Source organism: Streptomyces sp. NPDC096012 (genome assembly GCF_040426375.1).
Lineage (GTDB): Bacteria > Actinomycetota > Actinomycetes > Streptomycetales > Streptomycetaceae > Streptomyces.
The window spans coordinates 1-24615 of record NZ_JBEOTD010000014.1 but is presented as its reverse complement, the minus strand read 5'-3'; the positions used below and the strand labels follow the sequence as shown (position 1 = coordinate 24615).

The 24615-nt window shown below is 69.3% G+C and carries 22 protein-coding genes and 2 pseudogenes; 10 read left to right on the top strand and 14 right to left on the bottom strand.

Annotated features, from left to right (window positions below; genetic code table 11):
- Window positions 1-422: 422 nt before the first annotated feature.
- The 3 genes from ABVB68_RS16180 to ABVB68_RS16170 all read right to left on the bottom strand — a co-directional run bounded on the left by ABVB68_RS16180 (window position 423) and on the right by ABVB68_RS16170 (window position 4559).
- Window positions 423-1544: an IS110 family RNA-guided transposase gene (locus tag ABVB68_RS16180; protein ID WP_503006136.1), complete on the bottom strand. Its 1122-nt coding sequence runs from the start codon at window positions 1542-1544 to the stop codon at window positions 423-425.
- 905 nt (window positions 1545-2449) lie between these two features.
- Window positions 2450-3079, bottom strand: coding sequence for a hypothetical protein (locus ABVB68_RS16175; protein WP_353601722.1), 630 nt, complete (start codon window positions 3077-3079; stop codon window positions 2450-2452).
- 37 nt (window positions 3080-3116) lie between these two features.
- Complete coding sequence (locus ABVB68_RS16170; protein ID WP_353601721.1) at window positions 3117-4559, bottom strand: alkaline phosphatase family protein; 1443 nt, start codon at window positions 4557-4559, stop codon at window positions 3117-3119.
- 352 nt (window positions 4560-4911) lie between these two features.
- Here ABVB68_RS16170 and ABVB68_RS16165 point away from each other — a divergent pair, with 352 nt between their 5' ends.
- Window positions 4912-6159, top strand: coding sequence for a hypothetical protein (locus tag ABVB68_RS16165; protein ID WP_353601720.1), 1248 nt, complete (start codon window positions 4912-4914; stop codon window positions 6157-6159).
- Here the strand turns inward: ABVB68_RS16165 and ABVB68_RS16160 are convergent.
- A complete protein-coding gene (locus tag ABVB68_RS16160; protein ID WP_353601719.1) occupies window positions 6146-6700 on the bottom strand; it encodes a hypothetical protein in 555 nt (184 codons plus the stop codon). The genes ABVB68_RS16165 and ABVB68_RS16160 overlap by 14 nt on opposite strands.
- Window positions 6701-7458: 758 nt before the next feature.
- Between ABVB68_RS16160 and ABVB68_RS16155 the strand changes: the two genes are divergently transcribed.
- A complete protein-coding gene (locus ABVB68_RS16155) occupies window positions 7459-8916 on the top strand; it encodes a penicillin-binding transpeptidase domain-containing protein (RefSeq protein WP_353601718.1) in 1458 nt (485 codons plus the stop codon).
- A 41-nt stretch (window positions 8917-8957) separates the two neighbouring features.
- The gene (locus tag ABVB68_RS16150; RefSeq protein ID WP_503006135.1) at window positions 8958-10316 is read left to right on the top strand and encodes an MptA/MptB family glycosyltransferase; all 1359 of its coding nucleotides are present in this window, start codon (window positions 8958-8960) and stop codon (window positions 10314-10316) included.
- Window positions 10317-10797: 481 nt separating this feature from the next.
- Here ABVB68_RS16150 and ABVB68_RS16145 read toward each other — a convergent pair whose 3' ends face one another.
- On the bottom strand, window positions 10798-11994 hold the full coding sequence (locus ABVB68_RS16145) for a PP2C family protein-serine/threonine phosphatase (RefSeq protein WP_353601716.1): 1197 nt from the start codon (window positions 11992-11994) through the stop codon (window positions 10798-10800).
- 438 nt (window positions 11995-12432) lie between these two features.
- Between ABVB68_RS16145 and ABVB68_RS16140 the strand changes: the two are divergent.
- Window positions 12433-12864 (top strand): annotated as a pseudogene (locus ABVB68_RS16140) (SulP family inorganic anion transporter); the annotation flags it as partial.
- 26 nt (window positions 12865-12890) lie between these two features.
- Here the strand turns inward: ABVB68_RS16140 and ABVB68_RS16135 are convergent.
- Window positions 12891-14330 carry an MFS transporter gene (locus ABVB68_RS16135; RefSeq protein ID WP_353601715.1) on the bottom strand — a complete coding sequence of 480 codons (1440 nt, stop codon included), beginning with the start codon at window positions 14328-14330 and terminating at the stop codon, window positions 12891-12893.
- 127 nt (window positions 14331-14457) lie between these two features.
- Between ABVB68_RS16135 and ABVB68_RS16130 the strand changes: the two genes are divergently transcribed.
- Window positions 14458-14733, top strand: a complete 276-nt coding sequence (locus tag ABVB68_RS16130; protein ID WP_353601714.1) for a hypothetical protein — start codon at window positions 14458-14460, stop codon at window positions 14731-14733.
- Window positions 14734-14912: 179 nt separating this feature from the next.
- Here the strand turns inward: ABVB68_RS16130 and ABVB68_RS16125 are convergent, their stop codons facing one another.
- Window positions 14913-15422, bottom strand: a complete 510-nt coding sequence (locus ABVB68_RS16125) for a MarR family winged helix-turn-helix transcriptional regulator (RefSeq protein ID WP_353601713.1) — start codon at window positions 15420-15422, stop codon at window positions 14913-14915.
- Between the two features lie 167 nt (window positions 15423-15589).
- Here ABVB68_RS16125 and lgt point away from each other — a divergent pair, with 167 nt between their 5' ends.
- From lgt to ABVB68_RS16110, 3 genes and pseudogenes are all read left to right on the top strand, one after another.
- The gene (lgt, locus tag ABVB68_RS16120) at window positions 15590-16489 is read left to right on the top strand and encodes a prolipoprotein diacylglyceryl transferase (protein ID WP_353601712.1); all 900 of its coding nucleotides are present in this window, start codon (window positions 15590-15592) and stop codon (window positions 16487-16489) included.
- Window positions 16486-17331: a phosphatase PAP2 family protein gene (locus tag ABVB68_RS16115; protein WP_353601711.1), complete on the top strand. Its 846-nt coding sequence runs from the start codon at window positions 16486-16488 to the stop codon at window positions 17329-17331. Before lgt ends, ABVB68_RS16115 begins: the two co-directional genes overlap by 4 nt.
- A 6-nt stretch (window positions 17332-17337) precedes the next feature.
- Window positions 17338-18135, top strand: a pseudogene (locus ABVB68_RS16110) (transglycosylase domain-containing protein); the annotation flags it as partial.
- A 251-nt stretch (window positions 18136-18386) separates the two neighbouring features.
- Here the strand turns inward: ABVB68_RS16110 and ABVB68_RS16105 are convergent.
- Window positions 18387-18653 carry a hypothetical protein gene (locus ABVB68_RS16105; protein WP_353601710.1) on the bottom strand — a complete coding sequence of 89 codons (267 nt, stop codon included), beginning with the start codon at window positions 18651-18653 and terminating at the stop codon, window positions 18387-18389.
- 102 nt (window positions 18654-18755) lie between these two features.
- Between ABVB68_RS16105 and ABVB68_RS16100 the strand changes: the two genes are divergently transcribed.
- Window positions 18756-19283, top strand: coding sequence for a penicillin-binding transpeptidase domain-containing protein (locus ABVB68_RS16100; protein ID WP_353601709.1), 528 nt, complete (start codon window positions 18756-18758; stop codon window positions 19281-19283).
- Between the two features lie 336 nt (window positions 19284-19619).
- Here ABVB68_RS16100 and ABVB68_RS16095 read toward each other — a convergent pair whose 3' ends face one another.
- From ABVB68_RS16095 to ABVB68_RS36915, 6 genes are all read right to left on the bottom strand, one after another.
- Window positions 19620-20462 (bottom strand): phosphatase PAP2 family protein, encoded by an 843-nt coding sequence (locus ABVB68_RS16095; RefSeq protein ID WP_353601708.1) that lies wholly within the window; start codon window positions 20460-20462, stop codon window positions 19620-19622.
- A gap of 686 nt (window positions 20463-21148) precedes the next feature.
- Window positions 21149-21589, bottom strand: a complete 441-nt coding sequence (locus tag ABVB68_RS16085; protein ID WP_353601707.1) for a hypothetical protein — start codon at window positions 21587-21589, stop codon at window positions 21149-21151.
- A 285-nt stretch (window positions 21590-21874) separates the two neighbouring features.
- The gene (locus ABVB68_RS16080) at window positions 21875-22387 is read right to left on the bottom strand and encodes a MarR family winged helix-turn-helix transcriptional regulator (protein WP_353601706.1); all 513 of its coding nucleotides are present in this window, start codon (window positions 22385-22387) and stop codon (window positions 21875-21877) included.
- Window positions 22388-22525: 138 nt separating this feature from the next.
- Window positions 22526-22720: a hypothetical protein gene (locus ABVB68_RS16075; RefSeq protein WP_353601705.1), complete on the bottom strand. Its 195-nt coding sequence runs from the start codon at window positions 22718-22720 to the stop codon at window positions 22526-22528.
- Between the two features lie 25 nt (window positions 22721-22745).
- Window positions 22746-23327 carry an MFS transporter gene (locus tag ABVB68_RS36920; protein ID WP_503006141.1) on the bottom strand — a complete coding sequence of 194 codons (582 nt, stop codon included), beginning with the start codon at window positions 23325-23327 and terminating at the stop codon, window positions 22746-22748.
- Window positions 23309-24199, bottom strand: coding sequence for an MFS transporter (locus tag ABVB68_RS36915; protein ID WP_503006134.1), 891 nt, complete (start codon window positions 24197-24199; stop codon window positions 23309-23311). The genes ABVB68_RS36920 and ABVB68_RS36915 overlap by 19 nt, the downstream gene beginning before the upstream one ends.
- A 162-nt stretch (window positions 24200-24361) precedes the next feature.
- On the opposite strand from ABVB68_RS36915, the gene ABVB68_RS16065 reads away from it, so the two are divergent.
- Window positions 24362-24532, top strand: coding sequence for a three-helix bundle dimerization domain-containing protein (locus ABVB68_RS16065; protein ID WP_353601704.1), 171 nt, complete (start codon window positions 24362-24364; stop codon window positions 24530-24532).
- The last annotated feature ends 83 nt before the right edge of the window (window positions 24533-24615 follow it).

The following is a 24615-nucleotide window of genomic DNA, read 5'->3' as shown; positions in this document are numbered from 1 at the left end:
CCTCCACCCCCGCACGGCGCAACCGTATCCAGTTTTCGGGCGCAGACGTCAGCTGCCAGCAGCTGGCGACCGTCGCCGGAGAGGATTCGGTGGCCATGACCTTCCCCAGCCGGGGGACCGGGGCGGCGACGTGAACCTCGCCGTGCGTACCACACCCAGGTCGACCTCACCCCGATTGGGCAGATCCGTGCTCGAGGAGGTGCTGCGCTCTCTGACGGAACCGGCTCTTTAGACGCATGCGCGAGTGCAATCACAAAGTAGGCGCACCCCGAAAGCGCCACAGGGACACGGGCCGCATGAGGCACCGACCGCATCGTGCCCGACAGCGCAGCCGATCTCATGACGAAGCCGCGCCGGAGCTCTCCGGTGCGGCCTCGTCGTCTCACAGCTCCACGCAAAGCCCCAGGCGGGGCCTCGCCGTATCACCCGCGTATCACAGACGCCCCTATAAAGCGGGGGGGGCGAGAAACTGGTCTGACCAGGTTGAAGACCTCGCGGGCTGCGTATCGTTTGAGGCATCGGATGATCTCGCGTCGGGTCTTGCCTTCTTGGGTGCGGCGTTCGTAGTACGCCCGGGTGCGCGGGTCGTGGCGCAGGCGGGTGAACACGATGCGGTGCAGGGCGGCGTTGGCCTGACGGTCGCCGCCATGGTTGAGCCGGCGTGTGCTCCGCCGGCCGGAGGAGTACTCGACGGGGCTGACTCCGCAAAGCGCAGCAAAGGACGCCTCGGTGCTCAGCCGCTCGGTGTTGTCTCCCATGGTGATCAGGAGCGTGACGGCACTGTCAGGGCCGATGCCCAGCGGTACGAGCAACTGTGGGGCGTGGTCTTCGACGAGCCGGGTCAGGCGCTGGTTCAGCTCATCGATCTGCCCGGTGAGCTGCTCGATGCGCTCGGCGAGCATGCGCAACGTCAGGTGGGTGGCCTGGCTCACCGCGTCCTCGTCTCCCCCACCGCCGGATAGGCCGAGGCGCGCGCAGGTGCGGAACAGCTCGCGGTTGCCCAGGCTGGACAGTCGTTCCCGCAGTACGGGATCGGCGATGACCAGGACGGCTTTGAGCTGGTTGATCGCCTGGGTACGGGCCTTGACCGCGGAATCCTTGGCGAGCTTGAAGATCCGGGCGCTGTGCACGGGTCCGTCGCCGGACTTGGCCCGGGCGCGGGTGCGACCGCTGAACACGGCTCGCGCGGCGGCCTGCGCGTCGAGCGGGTCCGACTTGCCGAGCAGACGGCGGGCCGTCCGGTCGGGCCGGTTCACCTCGTAGACCTGGATCTGCTGGGCCAGCAGGTAGCGGGACAGGCTCGCGCCGAAGGTGCCGGTACCCTCCACGCCGGCCCGGCGCACCGTACCCCGCTTGCGGGCCCATACGAGCAACCGGCGGTAGCCGGCAGCCGTCGCCGGAAAGGACTCGGTGCCCAGGATTTTCCCCAGCGGGGACACCACGGCGGCAACATGCACCTCACCGTGCGTGTCCACGCCCAGCACGACCTCTCTCCGCACGCGAGGGTCCGTACTGGAGGAAGTGCTGCGCTGTCTGGTCGTCATGGTGGTTCGCCTCCCGCGTGGGTGACATGCTGAGTGGATGGCACCGGCCCGCTCGGGCGGTCTGAACCGTGATGGCGCCTGAAAATCGGCAAGGCCCCTATTGGGACACGCCCTGTGGCTCGGTACCAGCAGTCACCATCCCGCAACGGCAGCCGACAGGTCAGTGACTGGACACTTCGGTCATAGATCTCACGAGTCAGACCCCCGCCCGGGACGACACTGCACAACCGTCCCACCGATCCCGCCACAACGGCGCGACTCGATCAACGCCGGATGGCTTCGAACGAACCGACGCTCAACCCGGCCCGGACGGGCTGACAATAAGTCGACTCTTCGTCCACTCATGATCGGCAGTGACAGGCAGCGAGGAGCGCCTCCCGGCCTGCGTCGATCGCCGCCAGCGGGCCCGCCGCGTCACGTGAAGGCGTCACACGGTGGCGCCTTTTGAACGCAGACGTCTCTTGCGATAGACACGAGTCCGGCACCTTGGCGAGCAGTACGCAGCGTCCAGCCGCTTGCGGTTCAAGCCCGTGACCTCACCGGCGACCCACCGGCCGTTGCAGATCGGGCATCGGCCTTTCGGCCGGGGGTAGGGACGGCCCTTGTCCGGGCCGGAAGGCTCCGGTGCACGCGCCACCCTCGATGACGCCGCTGCGGCCGGCCGCAACCGTATCCACCTCATCGTGGACGATCAGCAGGCCGAGACCGACCGGCTGCGCACCGCTGGTGTGACGTTTCACAGCGAGACGGTCTCCGGCCCCGGCGGACGCCAGATCCTGACGCCGACCCGGCCAGCACTCTCATCGAACTGTTCCAACCCGCCGACAAGTCGTAACCCCATCGGTCACCGAGCGGTCGTGAGCCCCGCCACCAGCGACCGACGCACGCGAGCCTGATGCCTGGAGTCAGTCGAGTTCGATGTTGAAGTCCCAGACGGCGATGGTCTTTCCGGCGTGGCGCCAGGTGAGTTCGGCAGCGCCGGCCTCATAGGTGCCGGCCAGCGTCAGCGTCGCCGTCTGTCCGGGGCGTGCCGTGACGGTCGCCGGGCCGTGCGGGGACAGGGTGATGGCCTTGCCGTTCTCGTCGCGGGAGGTGAAGTCGGCGGCGTGGAGGGTGAGGGAGCCGGTGGCTTCGCGGACCGTCACGGTGATCGTGCCGGTCGCATGGTCAGGGACACCCTTCGGTTTGGCGATCGGGTTCTCACTCGGACCGCCGGCGGTCACCACCGCATCTGCTCGGGGTAGTTGGGCGTGGACCGAGTAGCCCATGGCCAGCAGTTGCAGGCGCTTCTCACTGGCGGTGGGAGTGGCCTGGGCAGTCGGCGGGCTGGGGATGGGGACGGCGCCCAGGCTCTTGACGGTCTTCGCCGCGTCGTCGGTCGCCTTCGGCGTGGAGTGTCCGCCGCAGCCGGCCAGGGCGGCCAGGCTGAGGGCGGTGCAGGCGAGGATGGCCAGGGCGGTCTTGGGGTTGGTGCGCCACGCGCCGGGCCGGCGGAGGCCGGCCCGGCGGGGTGCCGCAGTACGCGCAGCGGTCATCGGCGGCAGGTCTTTCCCTTCCGGTCAGCCGCCCTGGTCAGGGCGTCTTGATGATGGGGTGCTCGGGGTCGTCGATGCGGGCGACGGCCGGGTAGGTGATGCTGCCGGAGGGCGCCGGGGGCAGGGCCTTGCCGGAAGGGTTGTTGTAGACGTCGGCGCCGAATGGGCGCAGGCCGTCGGCGGCCGCGTAGCCGAGGTGTCCGTGGCCGTCCGTGCCGCCGTGGCGGATGCCGAACAGGTCCTCCATGCTGCGCAGCCACGAGTAGTGGTTGTAGGGCTGCTCGCTGACGGAGCCCGGCTTGATGTAGCGGGAGAGGAATACGGCGCCGGTGATGCCGCCGCCCGGGGTGGTGTCCTGACCGAACGCCTGGAAGCCGGGCTGGGTGGTGTTCGGGCCGGGCAGCTCGTTGCAGCAGGCCACGACCGACTGGGCGGTGTCGGTCGGGGTGTTCAGCGACGCGTTCGCGTTGCCGGTGTAGTCGGCGATGGAGTTGCCGTACATCTTGTAGGGCGGGAACGCCTCGTCGAAGATGATCTGGATCATGCCGTCGTGCTGGTACGCCGGGGAGGCCATGATCTGGGGGACGACCTTCTCCAGGAACTTGTCCGAGGCGTACAGGCCGCCCTGGTGGTTGTTCCGGTCACCGGAGAGGTTGTCGCCCTTGCAGGTGGCGTCGTGCGCGTCGGAGCAGTTGTTCGGGCTGATCCAGGAGAAGCGCGGCGTGGTCTTCTCGCTCTTCAGGTCCTGCGCCAGGCCGGAGACGGCCGAATGCCCCGTCGTGGCCGGGAGCCCATTGAGGGGTGCGACGTTGGCGCAGTCCTTCGGCTTGTCGATCAGCGAGCGGAACCAGGGCACCGGGTTGTGCTTGGGCACGTACTGGTCCTCGGCGGTCGCGCCGCCCGGGTCCGGCACGCCGCTGCCGGAGGGGCTGCCGGGGATGCCGCACTGGTAGGCGTTCTCACGGGTGGGGGTGTTGCCCATGTCCTGGGCGTACACCTTCCACGGGACCTTCTTCGCATCGAGCTGGTTGAACAGCGTCTTCACCGAGGACGGGTACACGCAGCCCGTGGTGGCGTTGACCTGCCCGTCGGCGGCCGGGGTGCCCGGGGAGACGTCCTTGTACTGCGGACAGTCGCTCTGGTTGTCCGGCGCCGGGGCCTGCCCGGACACCAGGCTGATGTAGTTGTCCAGGCTGTAGTGGCCGGTGCCGTAGTACTGGGTGAGCAGCTCGCCGTAGGACGGCAGCGTCTTCCACAAGTAGCTGTTCTGGTTGAGGCCGGTGAAGGTGGCCTCGTACGACTTGTTCTCCAGGATGATCGTCCACACGTGGCCGATCTTGTGGGCCGTGGGATGGTGCTCCTCACGGGCCGATGCCGAGGCCGGCGCCAGCGTGACCGCGGCGATCGCGGCGATCGCGCCCACGACGGCCGTCCCCGCCGCAAGGCGCCACTGTCGGCGCCCGCGTATGAACCCTGCCATGTCGCTCCCTCATTGAAGGCAACGCGCGGCGAAGACCTCCCCCGCCGCCCGAGGCACTGTCTACCCACAGCCCACACACGTCCCGACTCCGCCCCCAACGCTCAGTGATGCACGGGTGAACAATGGCGATACGGAGTGCTATCGGATCGTCAAGAAGGGCCGATACGCGGTAAGTAGCGCGAGCGGTCGGCTTGTTCACCCATGCCCGGCGGGTGGCACCCCCGTCCCTCTGGTGTCGGTGGCTCCTGCTTGGATATGCGCCTTTTGCCGACCCTCACCACAGTCTGCGAGCCCTTCGCCGTGGTCAGGCGCGTGCGCGGGCGGGGAGCGAATGGACGACGAGGAGGGGCCCATGGGCACGAAGGAGCCGGACGAGAGCAGACCGGCGGGGGACGCGAAGAAGGCGTCGGTAACCGACAAGGTGTGGGAGCAGTTCGTCCGGGACCAGGAGAGCGAGATACGGGCCACGGCGCCGAAGGAGCCCTCGGCGCGCGCCCGCATGGTCACCGCGCGGTTGCGGGAGCAGGACGCGCGGGCTGCGGATCAGCAGAGCAGCCGCAAACGGCGGTTCCGGAAGAAGCGCACCGCTGGTGCGGCCGGTCAGCCGTGGCAGCCAGAAGGCTGGCGGACCGGACCGGCGTGGCGTGAGCTGGACGGGCGGGCGACGCGGCGGTGTCAGATCCTGAGCGTGATCGGCGTGGTCGCCGCGGCGGCCGTGGCCGTCATCGCGGTCAACCCGGACCGGGCGTTGTCCCACCTGCCCGGCGTGCTGGGAGACCGGTTCACCTCCTCCGGCGACGCGCAGGCGGCGACTGCCCGGCCGCCGGAGACGGCCCAGCCCACCGTGGCCCCGTCCATCGGGGAAACCGGTGTGCCGACCCTGAAGCGGCCGTTCGCAGGCTCGCCCGCCGAACGGTGGGTGGCCGGAGCCGACGCCATCGTGCTGCCGAAAGCGACCCCGGTCGGCACCCTGAGCAAGGAACAGGTCGCCTTCGCGTTGAAGGCGACCAAACAACTCCTCGCAGCGGCGAACCTCGATCCTCGCGCCCTGCGCGGCCAGCGCCCACAGGCTGTGCTGGACGTTATCGACCCGCACCAGACCGAATTGCTGGACCTGCTGGACACCGCGCTGCGCAAGCCGGACAAGCGCCACGACCCCCTGACGATGTTCAGCCGGTTCGACCCGCACGAACTCCGGCTCGTCGGCGATGTGGTCAAGGTCCGCGGCCGTATGACCTTCAAACGGGGCGAGCGCGACTCCGTCGTGGTGCACGCCGACTACACCTTCGTCTATCCCGTCACCCACGCCGGGGGCGGCTCCACGGAGGTGCAACGGACCATCGTGCGCCGCGTGCTGGACACGCAACTGCTCGACCCGACGAAGTACCGGGTCGAGCGCGGAAAGTTGGGAGTAATCAGCTACGACGAGGACATCGCGAACACCGCCTGCGAGAGCGACGACGGCTTCCTCCACCCGCAGTTCACCACGGACGCTCCGAACGGACAGCCGCCGACAGGGCCGGCAACGGACCCCTACGACCGCGGCAAGCCCCTCGACCCGAACCGTCCCGACGTGTGCGGCACGGTCACCCGCACCTGACGCGACGGAGCACCGTCCGGCTGCCTGTCTCAGACGGCAGGCAGTAGGAGCGAGCCACCGCGAGGAGACAAAGGACCGGCAGCACAAGTGCGAGCGGGCCGGTGCCGATGAAGCGGCCGGTCCGGAAGCGGCCGGCCGCGCGGGGCGCCAGTACGCCCCTGGGATCGAACAGGACGGCGACCCGTTCGCCGACCGTGGTGTGGGCCTGGCACCCGCGCCGTATGGCCACCGGCACGGGCTCCCCGTCCGCCCAGGAGAAGGTGCAACGCCGGTCGGTACGGCCCTGCGTGGACCGTTCGCTCTGCACGGCGGTGACGAACACGTCCTGGCGATAGCCACGTTCGGTCAGCGTGATCTCGGCGGTCACCCGGGGGATGAACACGGCGAGCGCCACACCCACCACGACGACGCCGACGACGAGCACCCGGCCCGCGCGGACGATCAGGAGGTAGAGAGCGAGCCCGAGAATGCAGACCACACCCGCGGCGCCCGAGCGGAACGCGGCGGGTCCGGCCAGGACGCCGATGGCGCTCGATCCCACGACAAGCAGCGTTCCCGCCACAGAGACGACGGCCCCTTCGACCACCGCTGCGATCGCGAGAGGGCCCGACCGGCCGACGTGTGCCTACCGGCCCGATCGACCGCCCCATATCAGCGCCCGCTGCGCCCGCACCGCTGTGGTTCTCCTCGTGTCGCCGTTCATAGGCCCGTTCCGGCGGCGCATTACTTGCCCAGCCGCGGGTGGGCCCTACGGTGCATTGTCCCCGACGGGATTTGCGGCCTGTCAGGGCCCACCCAGGGGACGGCGCGCTCGCGACATTCTGCACTATACGTCGGTTACCGAAACATTCTGCCACCGTTCCACCGGGTCTACGGCGGCTCGCCGAAGGCCGCCGTCCCGGTAGGCAGAAGGTTCCTTGAGGGCAGCCGGAGGAATCTCCCGTCACGCCGCCGCGGAACCCGTTCCAGAAGGGGGCGGGACTCCGCCGGACCGTCGGCACCGTTACCGCGGCGTCCGAATGTTTCGGTAACCGATGTAGCCTGGTGCACCAGACCGGGGCGGGAGCCCGGTGCGTGCGCTGGGGACGCGGGAGGCGTTCGTCGTCAGAGGGAAGAGAGCCGGTGCAGAGAGCAGCAAGGACCGCAGTAGTCGTCAGCAGCGTGGTCACAGCGGCAGCGGCGGGGGTGACGTTGGCGTGCTACGCGGCCGGGCAGCGGGAGACGAACGGTCACACGACCGGGTCATCGCATTCGGCGGCGGCTCACCCGGCGAACACCAGCCCGCCTTCGGCGGAAGAAGTGCGCACCACGGCGCAGCAGTTTCTGGCCGCCTGGGAGGCGGGTGACACGGCGAAGGCCGCGTCACTCACGGACAACGCCGCGGAAGCAGGCGCGCAACTGGTGTCGTACAAGACGGGTTTGCACACCACGTCCCTGGCCTTCTCGGGCAAGCAGCCGACCGGCATCCAGGTGCCGTTCTCCGTACGAACGCGACTGGACTACGGCGGGCAGAAGACCACCTGGACGTACGACTCGTCGCTCACCGTGGAGCGAGGAGGCGACGGGCGCGCGGTGGTCAAGTGGGCGCCGTCGGTGCTCTATCCGAAGCTGACCGCAGGTCAGTCGGTCGTGGCCGCGCCGGCCGGCGCGCCGCCGGTCAAGGTGGTGGACCGAGCGGGCAAGGAGCTGACCGCCGCCCAGTACCCGTCGCTGGCCGGAATCCTCAGCCAGCTGCAGGACCGGTACGGAGCCAGGATGCACGGCACGCCCGGCACCGAGATCCGTGTCAGGAATGCCGACGGCAGTGGGGCACGGGTCCTCGGGGTGCTTTCGCGGGGCAAGCCGGGCAAGCCGCTGCCCACCACCATCGACGCGCGCCTGCAGACCGAGGCGGAGAAGGACGTCAAAAGCCAGGGTCCGGACGCGTCGGTGGTTGCCGTGCAGCCCAGCACGGGTGACGTACTGGCGGTGGCCATGGCCCCGGCGAAGGGCTTCGACAAGGCGTTCCAGGGCACTTATGCGCCGGGCTCCACCTTCAAGGTGATCACGGCGGCGACGCTGCTCGACAGCGGAAAGTACACGCCCAGCACACCGCTGAACTGCCCGCAGTACTTCTCCTACGGCGGTCTCACGTTCCACAACGTGGACAAGATGAAGATCGAGCACGCGACGCTCGCCATGGACTTCGAGGCGTCGTGCAACACCGCCTTCATGTCGACGGCCCAGGCCCAGCCGGACGGTGCCGTGGAGAACGAGGCGCGTGACGTGTTCGGTCTCGGCCTGACCTGGAGCACGGGCGTTCCCAGTTTCGACGGCAGTGTCCCGACGACCGGCGGTGCTTCGAAGGCGATGACGTACATCGGACAGGGCAAGGTCCTCGTCAGTCCGCTCGACATGGCCTCCGTGGTCGCGACCGCGAAGGCAGGTGTCTTCCACCAGCCGGTGATCGTGCCTGCGAGCGTGGACAACCGGCAGCTCGCGCAGGCACCGCGGCGGATGAGCGCTTCGGCGGACGCGTCCCTGCGTGAGCTGATGCGGCTGACGGCGCGGCAGGGCACCGCGGCACCGGTCATCGGCCAACTGAGCGGGGACGTCGGTGCGAAGACCGGTACGGCCGAGGTGGACGGCCGGCAGAAGCCCAACAGCTGGTTCGTGGCCTACCGCGGCGACATGGCGGCGGCGGCCGTGGTGCCGGGCAGCGGCGAGGGCTACAAGTTCGCCGGAAAGATTGTCACCGCCGTTCTCGCCGGGAGCTGACCCGGCAGGGCCGTGACGGGGGTACGACGCAGAGAGCGACCTTGACGACCAACGGCAGTACATGGATTTCGCAGCCCGCACATCGGGAGAGGACAGTCTCGCCCGCCGTACGGACCGGCGACGGAGAGTCCTGGCCCCGTGCGGCCCTGTGGACGGCCGGGGCGGGCATCGCCCTGTTCGGGCTGGTCGGTGCGAGCGCTCCCAACCACAACACCCTCAGGGCGCCGATCACCTGGCTTCAGTTGCCGGCCATGACAGGCAGCGTTTCCGCGGTGGTCACCTCCGTCGCCATAGTGCTGTCGTGCGTCGGAACGCTTCGCCTGCTGGGCGCCCACGGCCAAGGCTGGCGTCCCGATCCGCGAGTCCTCTTCCGTGCCGGCGCGATCGCCGTGCTCGTCGTCGCGAATCTCACCCCGGTCGGCTCCTCCGACACTGCCAGTTACGCCGCCTACGGCCGTATCGCCGCCCTGGGCGGGGACCCGTACGTGACAACCCCCGCCCGACTGGGCGGTTCCTACGCCCACCTGGTCAGCGACGCCTGGCAGAACACCCCGTCGGTGTACGGGCCGGTCGCCACGTGGTGGCAGGCCGCTGCCGGGTCGGTCGGCGGCGACCGGCCGTTGCTCACGATATGGGTGCTGATGCTCGCGAACGCCGCCGCGTTCCTCGGCACCGGCTACCTGTTGATGCGCACCGCTGCCGATCCGGTCCGGGCCGCGCTCCTGTGGACCGCCAACCCACTGCTGATCGGCGTACTGGTCGGGGGCGGACACCTGGACACCCTCGTCGCCGCCCTTGCCGTCTGCGCCGTCCACGTGGCGCGCAGGGGCACCGGACGACACCACGACCTGGTCGTCGGAGGACTGGTCGGACTGGCGTGCGGAGTCAAGATCAGCGCCGCCCTGGTCGGGGTGGGGCTTTCCTGGCCTCTCCTCCGCTCCGGCGCCTGGCTGCGGGCCGCCCGCGTGACGGTTGCCGCCGCACTGACCTTGGCCGCGCTCTACGGCGGCTACGGTCTGCACGCCCTGACTCCGCTCTCCGCGGCCTCGCATCTGGTGTCCGCGCCCTCGTTGTGGGCGGTGTTCGACCACTTCGCGACGGAGTTCGTGGGCCCTGGTGCAGCCGCGGCGAGCATCAGTGCCCTGTGGCCGATGCTGATGCTGGGACTCGCTCTGACCCTTCACCGGCACGCCCCTTCCGACGCCCCGGACATCATCACCGCTACGTTCGCGCTCGCCTTCGCCTGGGTTCTCGCGGCACCATGGTCGATGCCCTGGTACACGGCCCTCGCCTGCGCGTTGGCTGCCCTGTTCCGCTCCGTCCGCCCGACGCAGTGCCTGGTCGTGGCCACCTCCGCCCTGGCCCTGCTCCACAACAGTGGCGGTCATGGCTGGGCGTGATCGGGCCATGCCTGACCCTGCTCGTTGGGGTGTGCATGGCCCTGTTCACCGCTTTTCGGCTCGGACTGCTGCTCCGGCTCGTCTCCGGTGCGGTCATGGCGGGATTCTCCGCCGGTAAACGCCGTGCAGATCATCGCCGGAGCGGTCGGTGACGTACCGGCTACCACAGCCCTCATCACAACGGACTGATGCACATCGCCATCGCCGGCTGCACTCCTTGTCGATCCTCCTGGCCCTGGTCACTGCCAGCGTCGCGGTCGCGGCATCGGGCCATGCCGTGCCCTTGGCAGGCCCGTTGGGCATCGTCCCGGCCGGGCTGCCCCGCATCACGCTTACTGACTGGCACGTCCTGCCGCAGCTACTGCCGGGAGCCGCCGCCGTCGCGGTGGTCGCCCTGGCTCAGGCCGCCGACATCCCCCGGACCGTATCCGGGCAACCGACGAAATGCGGCTCGCGGGGTGACGGAATGCGCAGAGCGTGCTCAGCCGGCCAGGTGGTGACGATCAGCCGGTTGTGGACGAGGTGATCCGTCGGCATGGGACATGAGGTGTGGCCCGTGCAGATGGTGCGAGGGGGTGCGTTCGATGATCAGGAAGGCGGCGTCGTCGGTGAGCTGCTCACCGGTGTGTTCGAGCAGGTCTCGGTGAAGGCGGTGCAGCAGAGCGTCGGGGCTTGAGGCGGCGAGGGAGGCGACCCGTTCGGCGAGCGGGTAGAAGGCTCCGGTCGGTGAGCGGGCTTCGATCACGCCGTCGGTGTAGAGCAGCAGCATGTCGCCCGATTCCACGGTGAACCGGTCGGTGCGGTCATCCCGTACGCACAGGGAGCACAGGCCCAACGGGGGTGAGGGCCAACGGGAGTTCAGGACGGTCACCTGGCCACCACGGATCAGCAGGGGTGGCGGATGGCCGCAGTTGAGCATGTCAGCTTGCGGGCCCTGATCGTGGATGTCGATCATGACAGCGGTGATGAAGTGCTCGCCGGGGTCGTGCGCGGTGTCGGCGACCTCTTCCAGGTTCCGGCAGACGCTCTCTTCGACGGCGGTGACGAGTTCGGGCAAGGAGTCGTACCGGTGAGCGCCCTCACGGAACGCGCCCATCACCACCGATGCCTCGCCGATGGAGGCCAGCCCATGGCCTCGTACGTCGCCGATGAGTACCCGGGTGCAGGGGTGATCGGCGCGGGCGACCGCCAACAGGTCGCCCCCGATCTGGGTCTCATCCTCGGCGGCCAGATACAGCCAGGCCACCCGGAGGGGTCCGATCCGGCGAGGTGGAGGCCGCAGCAGAATCCGCTGTGCCGTCTCGGCCACCGACCGCACCCGGCTCAGCTCCCGGGCACGCCGCTCCCGCACATAGGTAATGAAGACCACCAGAGCTGACAGCACGGCCAGGGCGACGAGCTGCGCCACGTGGTTGGTCGTGGTCAGCCCGCCGTGGAATATGGAGATGATCACCAGGGCTGCCTGCGCCAGAGCCCCGACCAGAGCGGTCAGCCGCGGACCGGCGAAAGAGGCGGTCAGAGTCGGCGCGATGACCAGCAACGGGCCCAGATGAACACTGGTGCCGATACCGACGTCCGCCACAGTGATGGCCACGATCAAGGCAAGCGCGATCACCAGCAGCCCGCGCCCCGCACGCTGCTCCAGGAGACGGTTCCCTGATGTACCTCGTGGACCCATATGCCCTTTCTACGCCGTCTTCGGCCGTGCATGCTCTCCGCGTCGGTTTCCTGTCGAGCTCGGTACGGCTCGCGGCGCTGCATGTGAGCGCAGACGCGAGTACCCGCCCATTACCGCTGGGCCACTCGCCCAGGCCAGCGGGGGACTAGTTCGAGGCGGCGCCGTGGACATCGTGCTCCGCTGGGTTGAATCGGCGGGTGGCCAAGGGCGTCCGACCCGGTGGTATGTGTCGTCGACTGCAGCAGCCGAGCTCCCAGCATGGCCTGGCTGGTGACAGGTCAGCGGGTGAAGGTACACCCGGGAACCTTCACCCCCCAGCACGAGAGATCCACACAACACGGGTCACATTCCTGCAGGTCAGCGAATTTCGGTCGGTAGCCCTATCCAGGCCGGCCAGAAGGGCTCAGCGGCGGCGGACATCCCTGCCATAGCGCGGCCAACATCAGTGGCACGTTCTTCCAGGCACTGCCGGCCGACAGCTCGCCCTCCCGAACCGGTGTGGCCCAGGCGGCAGGAGCCTGCACTCGCTGGGCAGGCATCTTCTCGGGGCTCCTGCTGGCCGCGCTGGTGGCCACCCTCGGCCCACTCCCCGCCCGCATCCCCCTACCCGTCATCGGCGCCCTCGTCACCGTCATCGGCTGCAAACTCATCGCCGCCCGCACCCGCGACATCCGCGGCGCCCTGAATTCCGGCCCGGCCGACACCACGGTGATACTGCCGACCTTCCTGTCCACCACGCAGGCACCGCTCGACCAGTCCCTGCTCGTCGCCCTGGCCGCAGCACCGCCGGCACGGCCGGCGGCCCCCGGTCCGTGCCATCTACCGGAACCCCTTGGCCGCGATCAGCCGCTCCTGAGCCCCAAAGCCTGACGCCCCCATACGCCGGGCCGGGACCGTCAACGCACCCGCCCGCGGTTGCCGACCGGGGAGAGCCATGCCATCACGGCTGCGACGAACGCCGCGGCGAGCAGGACACCGACAGCATGGACCCACCCGTCGCTGACTCCTCCGGCGCGGGACAGGTGCAGCTGCAGGGTGACCAGAGCGACGCCGAGGGCGGTACCCAGACCCCGGGCCATGTTGACCAGACCGCCGCCGGTGCCGGAACAGTTCGCCGGTATCGCGCTCATCACCAGCGTGTTGTTGGCCGGGGTGAACAGCCCCAACCCGACACCCAGCGCGGCCAGTTGGACTGCCATCCAGGTGGTCGTGACGGGAAGCACCAGCATCGCCGTCAACGCGCCCGTACACACCAGGACGCCGAGCAGACACCGCGCCCGGTCACCCACGCCCTGTGGAAGGAGGCGGTCCGCGCCGGTGGCCGCCAGCGCGAACCCGCCCGGCAGCGCGGTCAGCACCAGCCCGGCCAGCAGCTCCGAACCCCCTGCCCGCACCACGATCTGCGGCACCAGCACCAGTGGCCCGAACAGCACCAGGTACCCGCACAGTGCCGCCACCAGCCCGGACGAGACCGCCCTCACCCGTAGCAGGGCGAGGTCGAGCAGCGGAACGGGGGCGCGCCGCTGACGCCGTACGAAGGCCATGCCCGCCACCGGCGCGAGCGCGAAGAGCGCCACGACCGCCCAGGGCGGCACCGCCAGACCCGAGGCCGCCGAGACCCCCAGCAGCAGGCTCGTGGTCGCCGCCGCCAGCAGCACCAGGCCCGGCCAGTCGAAGGAGGCCACCCGGTTGCGGCTGCGAGTGCGCGGGAGCAGATAGTGGCCGGCCACCAGCGCCACGACCCCCACCGGCACATTGATGCCGAACACCCACCGCCAGCCGAGCGCCGACACCAGCGCCCCGCCCACCGTCGGCCCGAGAGCCAGGCCCAGTGCCTGCGCCGCCGCCTGTACACCCAGCGCGGCGCGCATCCGTTCCCTGGGCGCACTCGTGATCACCAGCGCGACGCTGTTCGCCTGCATCATCGCCGCGCCCACGGCCTGCACCACCCGGAAGACCACCAGCGCGACCAGGGACGGGGCCAGACCGCAGGCGGCCGACGCGCCGGTGAACACCACGAACCCGTAGAGATAGAACAACTTGCGGCCGTGGGCGTCCGACAACCGCCCCACCGGGACCAGGAGCGCGACGAGTGTGAGCAGATAGGCAAGCGACACCCACTCGATCGCCGCGAGCGACGTGCCGAACCCGCTCCGCAGGCTGCCGTAGGTGAGCGTGACGATGCTGGCGTCCAACTGCCCCATGAACGCGCCGAAGCACACCGTCGCCACCGCCAGCCACCAAGCACCCGGCCGACTGCGTATCACCTCGGGCCGGGGCCGTTCCCAGGTCAGCAGCGACGACCACGAGCGGGTACGTATCGGGGCCGTGTTCATGCCTCCACCACCATGACGCCTCCGTCCTCGGACTCGGCAGGGAAACTTGCCCTCTCAGGTTACATCGGCTACCAAAATATTTTGTAACCGAATAATGGCGTGACGTGAACCCACAAAGGACGCCGACATGACGAGACGACACTGGACGAGACGGCACTGGTGGACATGGCTGACCGATGGCGCTGCCGCAGCGGCTGGTGGCCTGGCGGCAGCGGGATTGATCGTCGGGCTGGGCTGGGGAGAGCGCAGCGGCTGGCGGCTGATCGCCGCCGCGGCCATAGGTCTGGTGGTGGCCGGCATGGTGTGCGAGTGGTCGGCGAAGTACGACAGTGGCGCGAATCCGCCCGACGACGCGCGCGAGGCGGTGATCCTCGCGCGCCGCAGCGGGCCGACGACACCCTGACTCGAGCATGGCGATGATCCTCGCCCGCATGCATGCCAAACAGGTGCCCGCGTGGACCGCACGCGGGCGGACATACGCGCACGCACCGACCACCGACCGAGCCGGATTCGTCACCGCACGAGAAGATCGCGGGCGAGCGGTGGGCAGACTCGCGCGCCCGGTGCACCCGCTGGTTCCTGTCAGTCGCCCGCCGCGCCGTCGGACGGTTCGCCCAGGTGTTCGGCCAGCTGGAACAGGGCGGGCAGCGCTCCGGTGATGGCCGCCCGGGCGCCGTCGTCGAGGGCGGCGAGAGCGGTGTCGATGCGGCGTTCGTGGGCGGTGGTCCAGGCCGCGAGCTTCTCGCGGCCCGCCTCGGTGAGAGTGACGACGGAGGCCCGGCGATCGGCTGCGTCCACGTCGCGCGCCACCAGCCCCGCGGCGATCATCTGACCGATCAGGCCGCTGACTGTGCTCGGGGCAAGGCGCCGGCGGGTGGCGAGGTCGCTGATCCGCGCGGGTGAGTGCTCGCCGAGCACCTGGAGCAGCTCGACCTGGGCCATGGGCAGGGTCTCCCACGGGTAGTCGGTGCGGATCGAGGAGCGCAGGGCGCGACGCAGCCGGGTCACGGCCTCGGTGAGCAGACGAGCCTCCGGCTCCTTCCCGAGGGCGACCGAGGAGGACGGGGCCTCGGCGCGGGGCAGCACAGACATGGATCAAGGGTAGCGGGGGCGCACACAGGTGCGGTCGCGTCGTCCGCGCCTCGGACACCCGTCCACCGCTCCACCCTCCCGAAAGGTTCGGTGTCCGATGTATTGTCGGGTGGGTCCCCCTCCCGGCGCACGGCCGGGTTCCGTGCGTACGAGAAACGGTCGAACCCTTGAACCTGGCGTACCTCCCCAGCCCGTCACAAGGGGTGTGGCACCTCGGTCCGCTGCCGATCAGGGCGTACGCACTGTGCATCCTGGCCGGCATCTTCACCGCCGTATGGCTCGCCGGCCGCCGCTGGGAGGCCAGGGGCGGGCGCCGTGACGACATCGCCGACATCGCGATCTGGGCCGTACCGTTCGGCGTCGCCGGCGGGCGTCTCTACCACGTGATCACCGACCCCGAGCTGTACTTCACCGCCGGCAAGCAGCCGATCCACGCCCTCTTCATCTGGGACGGCGGCCTCGGCATACCCGGTGCCGTCGCGCTCGGCGCGGTCGGCGCCTGGCTGGGCTGCCGCCGCCGCGGCATCAAGCTGTCGGACTTCGCGGACGCGGTCGCGCCGGGTCTGGTGCTCGCGCAGGCGATCGGCCGCTGGGGCAACTACTTCAACCAGGAGCTGTACGGCAGCCCCACCCACCTGCCGTGGGCGCTGCAGATCGACCCGGCCCACCGACCGGCCGACATGCCCACGGTCGGCCTCTACCACCCGACGTTCCTGTACGAGTCGCTGTGGGACCTGGGTGTAATGGCGCTGCTGCTGTGGCTGGACGCCCGTCACCACCAGCGGCTGCGCAGAGGCCGGCTGTTCGCCTGCTACGTACTCGCCTACACCACCGGCCGGGCCTGGATCGAGGCCCTGCGCATCGACCACGCCAACCACTTCCTCGGCCTGCGCCTGAACGACTACGTCTCCCTTGCCCTCTTCACCGGCGCGCTGGTGTACCTGATCGCCACCCGGCGACCGCGTCAGGACGATGACGCCCCGTACCCGCCCGGCAAGGACGTGAAAGAGGAAGAGGCACTGACGGCAGTCGGCGCGAACGACGCCGCCGACCGGGAGCAGGTGTGACGACGGCTCCGGCACCGGAAACCGAAACATCCCCGGCCCCATCCTGCGACAGCTCCCGCACCTGGCACCTCGGCCCGTTACTGCCCGCCCGGCTGCGCCCGCCGGACCGGCCGCGCCTGTGGGTGGAACTGGTCTGCACCGGGCTTCTCTACTGGGCCTACACCCTCACCCGCAACGCCGTGCCCGCCCACCGCAGCGCCGCCCTGCACCGCGCGCAGGACATCCTGCGCGCCGAGCAGGAGCTGCACCTGAACATCGAGCTGACGATCAACCACGCCGCCGACCGAGTCGGCTGGCTGATCGTGGGGATGAACTACTACTACGCCACACTGCACTTCATCGTGACCATCGGAGTGCTCCTCTGGCTGTACGGCCGCCATGGCGACCGCTACCGCCCGGTGCGCACCGCCCTGTACACCGCCACCCTGCTGGCCCTGGCCGGCTTCGCGTTCTGCGCCACGGCCCCGCCCCGCTTCCTGCCCGGGCAAGGCTTCATCGACACCGTGGTTGTCCACCACACCTGGGGCTCCTGGGCCTCCGGCGACGTGGCCGCGCTGTCCAACCAGTACGCCGCCATGCCCTCGGTGCACATCATCTGGTCGAGCTGGTCGGGCCTGACCCTCGCGTTCCTGGCCCGCCGCACCTGGGTGCGCGTACTCGGCCTCTGCTATCCGCTGGCCACCTTCACCGTCATCCTGGCCACCGCCAACCACTTCGTCACCGATGCGGTCGCGGGCGCTGCCACCCTCGCGGTCGGCTTCCTCGTCCAGCAACTGCTCACCGGACGCCCGGCCTATCCCGGAGTCTGCGGCATCCGCAGCGGACACCGGCTGAAGGCATAGCCCGACATGATCGGCACCGAAGTGATCCCCCGCAATGCCGGAGGGCGCTCGACCGCCCAGGTCAGGTGCATTCGTTCGCGACCAGCGCCGGTCCCAGCGAGGAGGCACCTAAGCCGACGGGAGCGAGACCGCTGGCTGTGCGTACTGCGCGGACGAGGTACTCGCGTCGGTCGGCACACTCTCGGTGCGTGCGGTTCCCAGCTCGCGGTCGTTGTCGACTGTCGCCACGCTGAGGCGGCACATCGGCCCCCGAGCCGGGCCCGGCCACGACTTCGGCCTCTCCTGGCCCGTGTGACTTTACCCAGGGCCGGTTGCCGTCGCACACCAGACCCATCGGTGATGGCCACGCAGGGGTCGACCAACCGGCAGAACGTCGACCTCGCCCAGGTGCCGAAGCTGGCGCAGTGGGACTTCCTCGCCGCAGAGAACGCCACCTTCTACACCGACCCCGGCGTCGACACGCAGGGCATGCTCCGCGCCGTCTACCACACGGCCACGGGCGGCGAGGTGCAGTCCGGGTCCACCATCACCCAGCAGTTCGTGAAGAACACCTACCTCAACCAGAACCAGTCGGTCACCCGCAAGTTGAGGGAGATCATGATCTCCCTCAAGATCGGTGGTCAGATGTCCAAGCAGCAGATCCTGCAGGGCTATCTGAACATCTGCTACTACGGCCGGGACGCCTACGGCATCGAGGCCGCGGCCCGCGCCTACTATCACGTGCACGCCTCCCAGCTATCCGTCAGCCAGGGCGCGTTCATCGCCGCTGCGGTCAACGAGCCGAGCCTGTTGATGCACGCCGACACCGACCCGCACGCCAGGGCCCAGGCCGAGGCACGATGGAAGTACGTGCTGAGCCGCATGGCCACCATCCACAAGATCAGTCAGGCCCAGGAACAGCAGTACCTGACCGCCGGGTTCCCCACGCCCAAGCCGTACACGCCGTCGGCGGGGATGTCCGGGCAGACCGGCTATCTGGTGGACGCCGCGAAGAAGTACGTCGAGGCCCACTCGTCCCTCACCGACCAGCAACTCGGCCACGGTGGCTACCAGGTCTACACCACCTTCGACAAGAAGAAGGTGAACGCACTGTCGGCGTCCGTCGCCGCGATGGAGAAGAAACACCTCGACCCCAAGCACCGCTCGGCCGACAAGGACGTCCAGGTCGGCGCGGCGTCGATCGATCCGTCGACCGGCGCGGTCGCGGCCCTGTACGGCGGGCCGGGCTGGGACAAGGGCCACTGGACCGACAACGCCGACGCCACCGGTGTGCCAGTCGGCTCCACTTCAAGCCCATCGACCTGGCCGCCGCCCTCGACCACGGCGCCGTACTCTCCCCTGGCCAGCCGCCCTTACCGATCACACCCGACTCCAAGTTCAACGGAGACGACGGCATCACCATCAAGAACCAGCAGGGCCAGGAAATGCCGGACTCCAGCGATCCCTCCGGGTTCCTCCACCAGCACAACGACGTTCCTACAAAATGGGGTTACATCACCCTGCGCAAGGCCATGGAGCAGTCGGTCAACACGCCCTACGTCCAGCTCGGCGAGTACGTCGGCTACACCAATGTCGAGAACGAGGCCCTCAAGGCGGGCCTGCTGCGCAAGAGCCTGCAGTACGACACCCCCGGCTTCTACATCGGCACCTCCACCCCCTCCGCGATCCGTATGGCCGACGCGTACGCCGCCTTCGACAAGCCCAAGGGCACCACGGCCATGCCCTCCTCGACCGCCGACACCGTCACCGACGTCCTGCAGAACGTCGTCAAGAACGGCACAGGCACCAACGCCCAGGCCCTGGGCCGCCCGGCGGCCGGCAAGACCGGCACCACCGACGACTACAAATCCGCCTGGTTCATCGGCTACACCCCCCAACTGGTTACCTCCGTCGCCATGTTCAAGGAGGACCCGAAGAACGCCGGCCTGCAGTCGATGCAGCGGCCATCTTGATCACACCGCCGTCTCAAACGGCCGCGCCACCGCCCCCTGAAAGTGCTCCACAACAATGGCGGTCATGGCTGGGCGCTGTGACCCTGGCTGCCTGTCCAGCCTGACCCGGGCGTCCTGGGGACGCGGCCGACTTCCTCGTCCAGCAGTTGCTCACCGGACGCGCCCGGCCTGTCCCGGCTCCGCGGCATCCGCAGCGGGGACCGGCTGAAGGCACAACCTGACAAGGTGGGCGCCGAAGTGGTGCCCCTCGATGTCGCTGAGGGCGAGACTGCCAAAGGCCCCGTGATAACGCTGGGAATCCAACGCGCTTGAGGGGAGGTGGCCAGCCGGGTCGGGTCACAACCGGCTTTCCCCTGCTGCCGTTTCCGCCATGACCCGCGCCGAAACAGGGGCGCCCTGCCTGCCGGCGTGCCTGCGGACGGACAGTGCATCGGTAATGCGTAGCGCCGGCTTGGCGAGCGCGAAGCCGATACCCATCACCATGACGCCGGCAGCTGTGTCCATCAGGTAGTGATTGGCCGTGCCCAGGACCACGAGCGTGGTCACCACCGGGTAGACGATTCCCAGCGTGCGAACCAGCCAGTGCCGCCCCAGACGGAAGAGCATGAGTCCGCACCACAGCGACCAGCCGACGTGCAGGCTGGGCATGGCCGCGTACTGGTTGGTGAGATGGCCCAGGCCCCGCGGCGCGCTGGCGTCGGTGCCCCACCAGCCGTAGGAGCTGTACTGGGCCATGGTGTCGATGAAGCCGTGACCGCCGTTCAGCAGGCGGGGCGGAGCGGTGGGCAGCACGGCGAAGCCGACCAGGCCGATCAGGGTGGAGATCATCAACCAGGTGCGGGCCACCCGGTAGTGCGCCGCGCGGCGGCGCCACAGCCAGACCATGACGGCGGGCGTGACGATGTAGTGCAGCGACGCGTAGGCGAAGTCGGCGGGTATGCCCAGGAGGGCGTGGTGCGAGAAGAGCCGGTTGAACCAGTGCTCCGGGGCCAGGTGGGCCAGTTGCTCGGCGTGCAGGATGCCCACCCCGTTTCTCACGGCATCGCCCACCTCGCCCCTGATCAGCAGGCGTATCCCGGAGTAGAAGGCGTAGACGACGGCGAGCAGTGGAAGTTCGGTCCACCAGCGGAGGCGGTCGCGGTGTGTTGCGGTGCGTATCGCGGTGGCGCTGGTCGACATCCGGACGTGGCTCCTGGGTTCTTCGAGGGCTGTGGGCCGACCGGTGTGCGCGTGGTGTGTCAGCCCCTGTCTCACCGAGGTGATACGACTCCGAACAGGCGGTTGCCCGAACGTGTCGCCGACCAAATATATCGGTGCCCGAAGTGATTTCCGTCGGCGCTACCGTCTTCTCAGATTCGCTCGTCCCGCTGGACGCGCACCCAACTGACCTGTTGGCCTTGGCGACAGGCGCCAGCACGTGAGGAGGGCCTGCACCTTTTCAGGCGCAGGCCCTTCGGGCTCGGGTGTGCTCACACGGCGGGGTTCGCGCCGATACCCCTCCGGCGCCGCACCACGAACATCGCGCCGACGACGACGGCGGCACCGCCGACGAGACCGATCACCGGGAGGGCGGAGGAGGAACCGGTGTCGCCGGGCTGCCGGTGACGGGGAGCTGCTCCGAGCCGCCCTGCGGCTTCATGTCGGTCTCGGGCTTGCCGGCCGGCTTGTCGCCGGTGGCCTCGACGTCACCGGTGCCGGTCGGGGTGGTGCTGCCGGCCCTTGAGAACCGCGAACTCGTACTAGCCCCATCGCCGCTGGCAGGACGTGCCTTTGAACCGGGTAGATGGCGCCACTCACGGCGAACGAGTAACCCGCAGGGGCCCGCCTCACTGCAGTGAACGTATTGAGTGCTGTGACGGTCCGGCTCAAGCCGTCACTGCGATGCGCGAGGCCAGGTCCCTGCCTGCTGCTTTGCAGGCGGGCGGGAACGTGAGCTTCAGACCCTGTTCCTGACCCTGAACGGTGAGCAGGGTCTGCACTCCCAGCCCCAGCAACGCCTTCTTCATCGGCGCGGCGGACATCAATTCACGCGGCAGGCTCATGAGCAGCTTGCCGGGACGACCCGTAGTGGTCTTGGCATCGAAGAACAGCAGTCGCCGGTCGGTGAGCGCCCAGTACATCGGACGCGGCTGGACGGTGGCGATCACCGTCCCGGCGGTGAGGACTCCGACCAGCGCGGTGGTCAGCACCCGGCGCTTGACCGAGACGGAGCCGACCTTGGCGAGAGAGGTGAGTTCCACCTGCTCGCCCTCGGCGAGCAGAGGAGCGGCGGACTGCATCAGTTGCTGTCGGCGCCTGTTGTTCATGATGGTCCTTGCGGTGTTCCAAAGGCACGCAGATGCGCCGTGCCGGTGCGCGTGGGAGGCGGCGCAAGCGAGCGTATGGGCGATAGTTCGGTATCCGAACAAAGCCCCGGTCATGAATGCGCAATGCCATCTACAAGCGGCGAGGCCAGGCCGATCGCTCAACGCAGAGGCGCCCGAGTGCAGACCCCGCCTGTCACGCCGTTGAGGACGCTGCACTTCTCCAACAGACGCTCACCCGCGTAACGCGAATTTCCGCGAATTTCCGACCGCACGTCGATGCGCCGGTCACTGCTCCGCAGTGCCCTCGGCCGACTCACCGAGGTGTTCGGCCAGCTGGAACAGGGCGGGCAGCGCGCTGGTGATGGCCGACCGGGAGCTGTCGTCCAGCGCGGCAAGAGCGGCGTCGATACGGCGTTCGTGCGCGGTGGTCCAGGCGGCGAGCTTCTCGCGGCCGGCGTCGGTGAGAGTGACGACCGAGGCCCGGCGGTCGGCGGAGTCCACGTCGCGCGCGACCAGTCCTGTCGTGATCATCTGGCCGATCAGCCCGCTGACCGTGCTCGGCGCCAGGCGTCGGCGGGCGGCGAGGTCGCTGATCCGTGCCGGAGAGTGCTCCCCCAGCACCTGGAGCAACTCGACCTGTGCCATGGGCAGGGTCTCCCACGGGTAGTCGGTGCGGATCGAGGAGCGCAGCGCGCGACGCAGCCGGGTCACCGCCTCGGTGAGCAGGCGTGCCTCCGGCTCCTGACCGGCGGAACCGGGAGAGGACGACGACGCCTCGGTGCTGGGCTGCTCAGACATGGAGCAAGGGTAGCCGGGCCGTACACACGTATGGTCCGTTCGTCCGTGGAGCGAACGCCTGGTGGACCCTGTCGGCGTTCTCCCGAACACTTCGGTGTTCTATGCGCTCGTCGGGCACTCAGCAGGTGGACGCCCGGCCTACCCGCCGTGGCGGCGAAACTCCCGAACAGTCAGCCAGCCCTGGCGCAGGGCCAAGATCGACCACACACCGGCCGCGGCGGCCATCCAGCGCGCCTGCAGCACCACTGCCCCCGTCACAGCGAGTGCCGCGACCAGGGCATCGAGGCCGGTCATGCAGGCGTCTCGTACCCACTGAGCCGAGGTCCAGATCACTCCTGCGATCCTTTCACGCTGCTCGTCAAAGCGTCGCCTGTGACGCTCTCGGGTCCCTGCCCGGGCTCAGCCATGCCGACGCGACCGCCACGACCGAGGCCGCCACGAGTACGGCCGCCGCCCAGCGCGCCCCCGCCTGTACGTCACCGCCACTCAGGTGCAGGGCGAGCGTGACCAGGGCGACGCCGAGTGCTGTGCCCAGACCGCGGGTCATGTTCACCAGTCCTCCTCCGGTACCGGAGGCCCGTGCCGGTATGGCACCCATGATCATGGTGTTGTTGGCCGGAGTGAACGTCCCCAGCCCCAGCCCGGTCAGCGCCAGCACCGGCACAAGCCAGCCGATCGTCAGCGGGACGACGAGCAGCGCGGCCACCGCCAGCGTGAAGACGCAGGCTCCGGCCAGGCAACGGCCGCGATCCGGAAGGTGGCCGGGCAGCAGCCGGTCGCCACCGGTCGCGGCCAGCGCGAATCCGGCCGGCAGCGCCGTGAGCACGAGTCCGGCAGTCAGGTCCGAGGAGCCGCGCGTGGTGAGTACGACGGGCACCAGCACCAGCGGTCCGAACAGCACCAGGTATCCACTCAGGGCCCCTACCAGCCCGAACGCCACCGTCCGCCTGCGCAGCAGGGCCAGATCCAGCAACGGGACGCGGCCCGCCGCTGCCAACGCACAAACCCCCCGCCCGAGCCGACCGCCAGCAGGAACAGCAGGGCAACCCCCCAGCCGGGCACGACCAGCCCGGATGCCGCGGATACCCCCATCAGGGCACTCGTGGTCGTCACCGCGAGCAGCCCCAGCCCGGCCCAGTCGAAGCGCGCCACCGCCGTACGGGCACGCGTGCGCGGCAGCAGATAGTGCCCGCCGACCAGCGCGATCAGCCCGACCGGCACGTTCACCCAGAACACCCAGCGCCAGCCCAGCGTCGAGACCAGTGCGCCGCCGACCGTCGGGCCGAGTGCCAGTCCGAGCGCCTGGGCGGCGGCCTGCACGCCCAGCGCGCTGCGCATCCGCTCGCGCGGTGCACTGGTGGTCACCAGGGCCACGCTGTTGGCCTGCATCATGGCCGCGCCGGCGGCCTGGACCACACGGAACGCAACGAGTGCGAGCAGAGAGGGGGCGAGGCCGCAGGCGGCGGAGGCCAGGGTGAAGACGGCGAACCCGTACAGGTACAGCAGCTTGCGGCCGTGCGCGTCGGCCAGCCGCCCGGCCGGCACCAGCAGGGCCACCAGTGCCAGCAGGTAGGCCAGCGAGACCCACTCCACCGCCGCGAGCGACGCGTGGAACTCCGTGCGCAGACTGCCGTAGGTCAGCGTCACGATGCTGGCGTCCAGCTGCCCCATGAACGCCCCGAAGCACACCGTCCCGACGGCCAGCCACCAGGCGTTCGGCCGCGAGCGTATCCCCTCGGGGCGTGGCCGCTCGGCGGTGAACACAGTGGACCAGCTCCCCCTCGACGGGTGCGGACTCATGTCGGTGGCCATACCTCCAAGGTTATATCGGCCACCGAAGTATTTTGCTATCGTCCTATCTCGGGTCCGCGGCAGCTCCGCCCGCTCCGCCCGGATGACGGAGTCGAGGAATGTCCATGGCGCTGCCGCGGCCCCTCACGCAAGGCAAAACGGCCCCGACGCTCAGGGGGAATCGTGTCGATCGACCTGGACGAAGAAGCAGCCCTGCGGCACGTCACCGAGCAACTCAAGACGTCCTACGGCGACCGCCACACCCCCGAGAAGATCGAAGACGCCGTCGCCACAGCACGACAGTCCTTCACATCCCTGCCGATTCGCACCTACGTGCCCGTTCTAGACGAATAAGTCCGATGTCAGAGGCTCAGGAGCGGTTGCTCAGGCTGGCGGCCACGGCGGTCAGTCGGTCCATTGCGTGAGCCACACCGAGC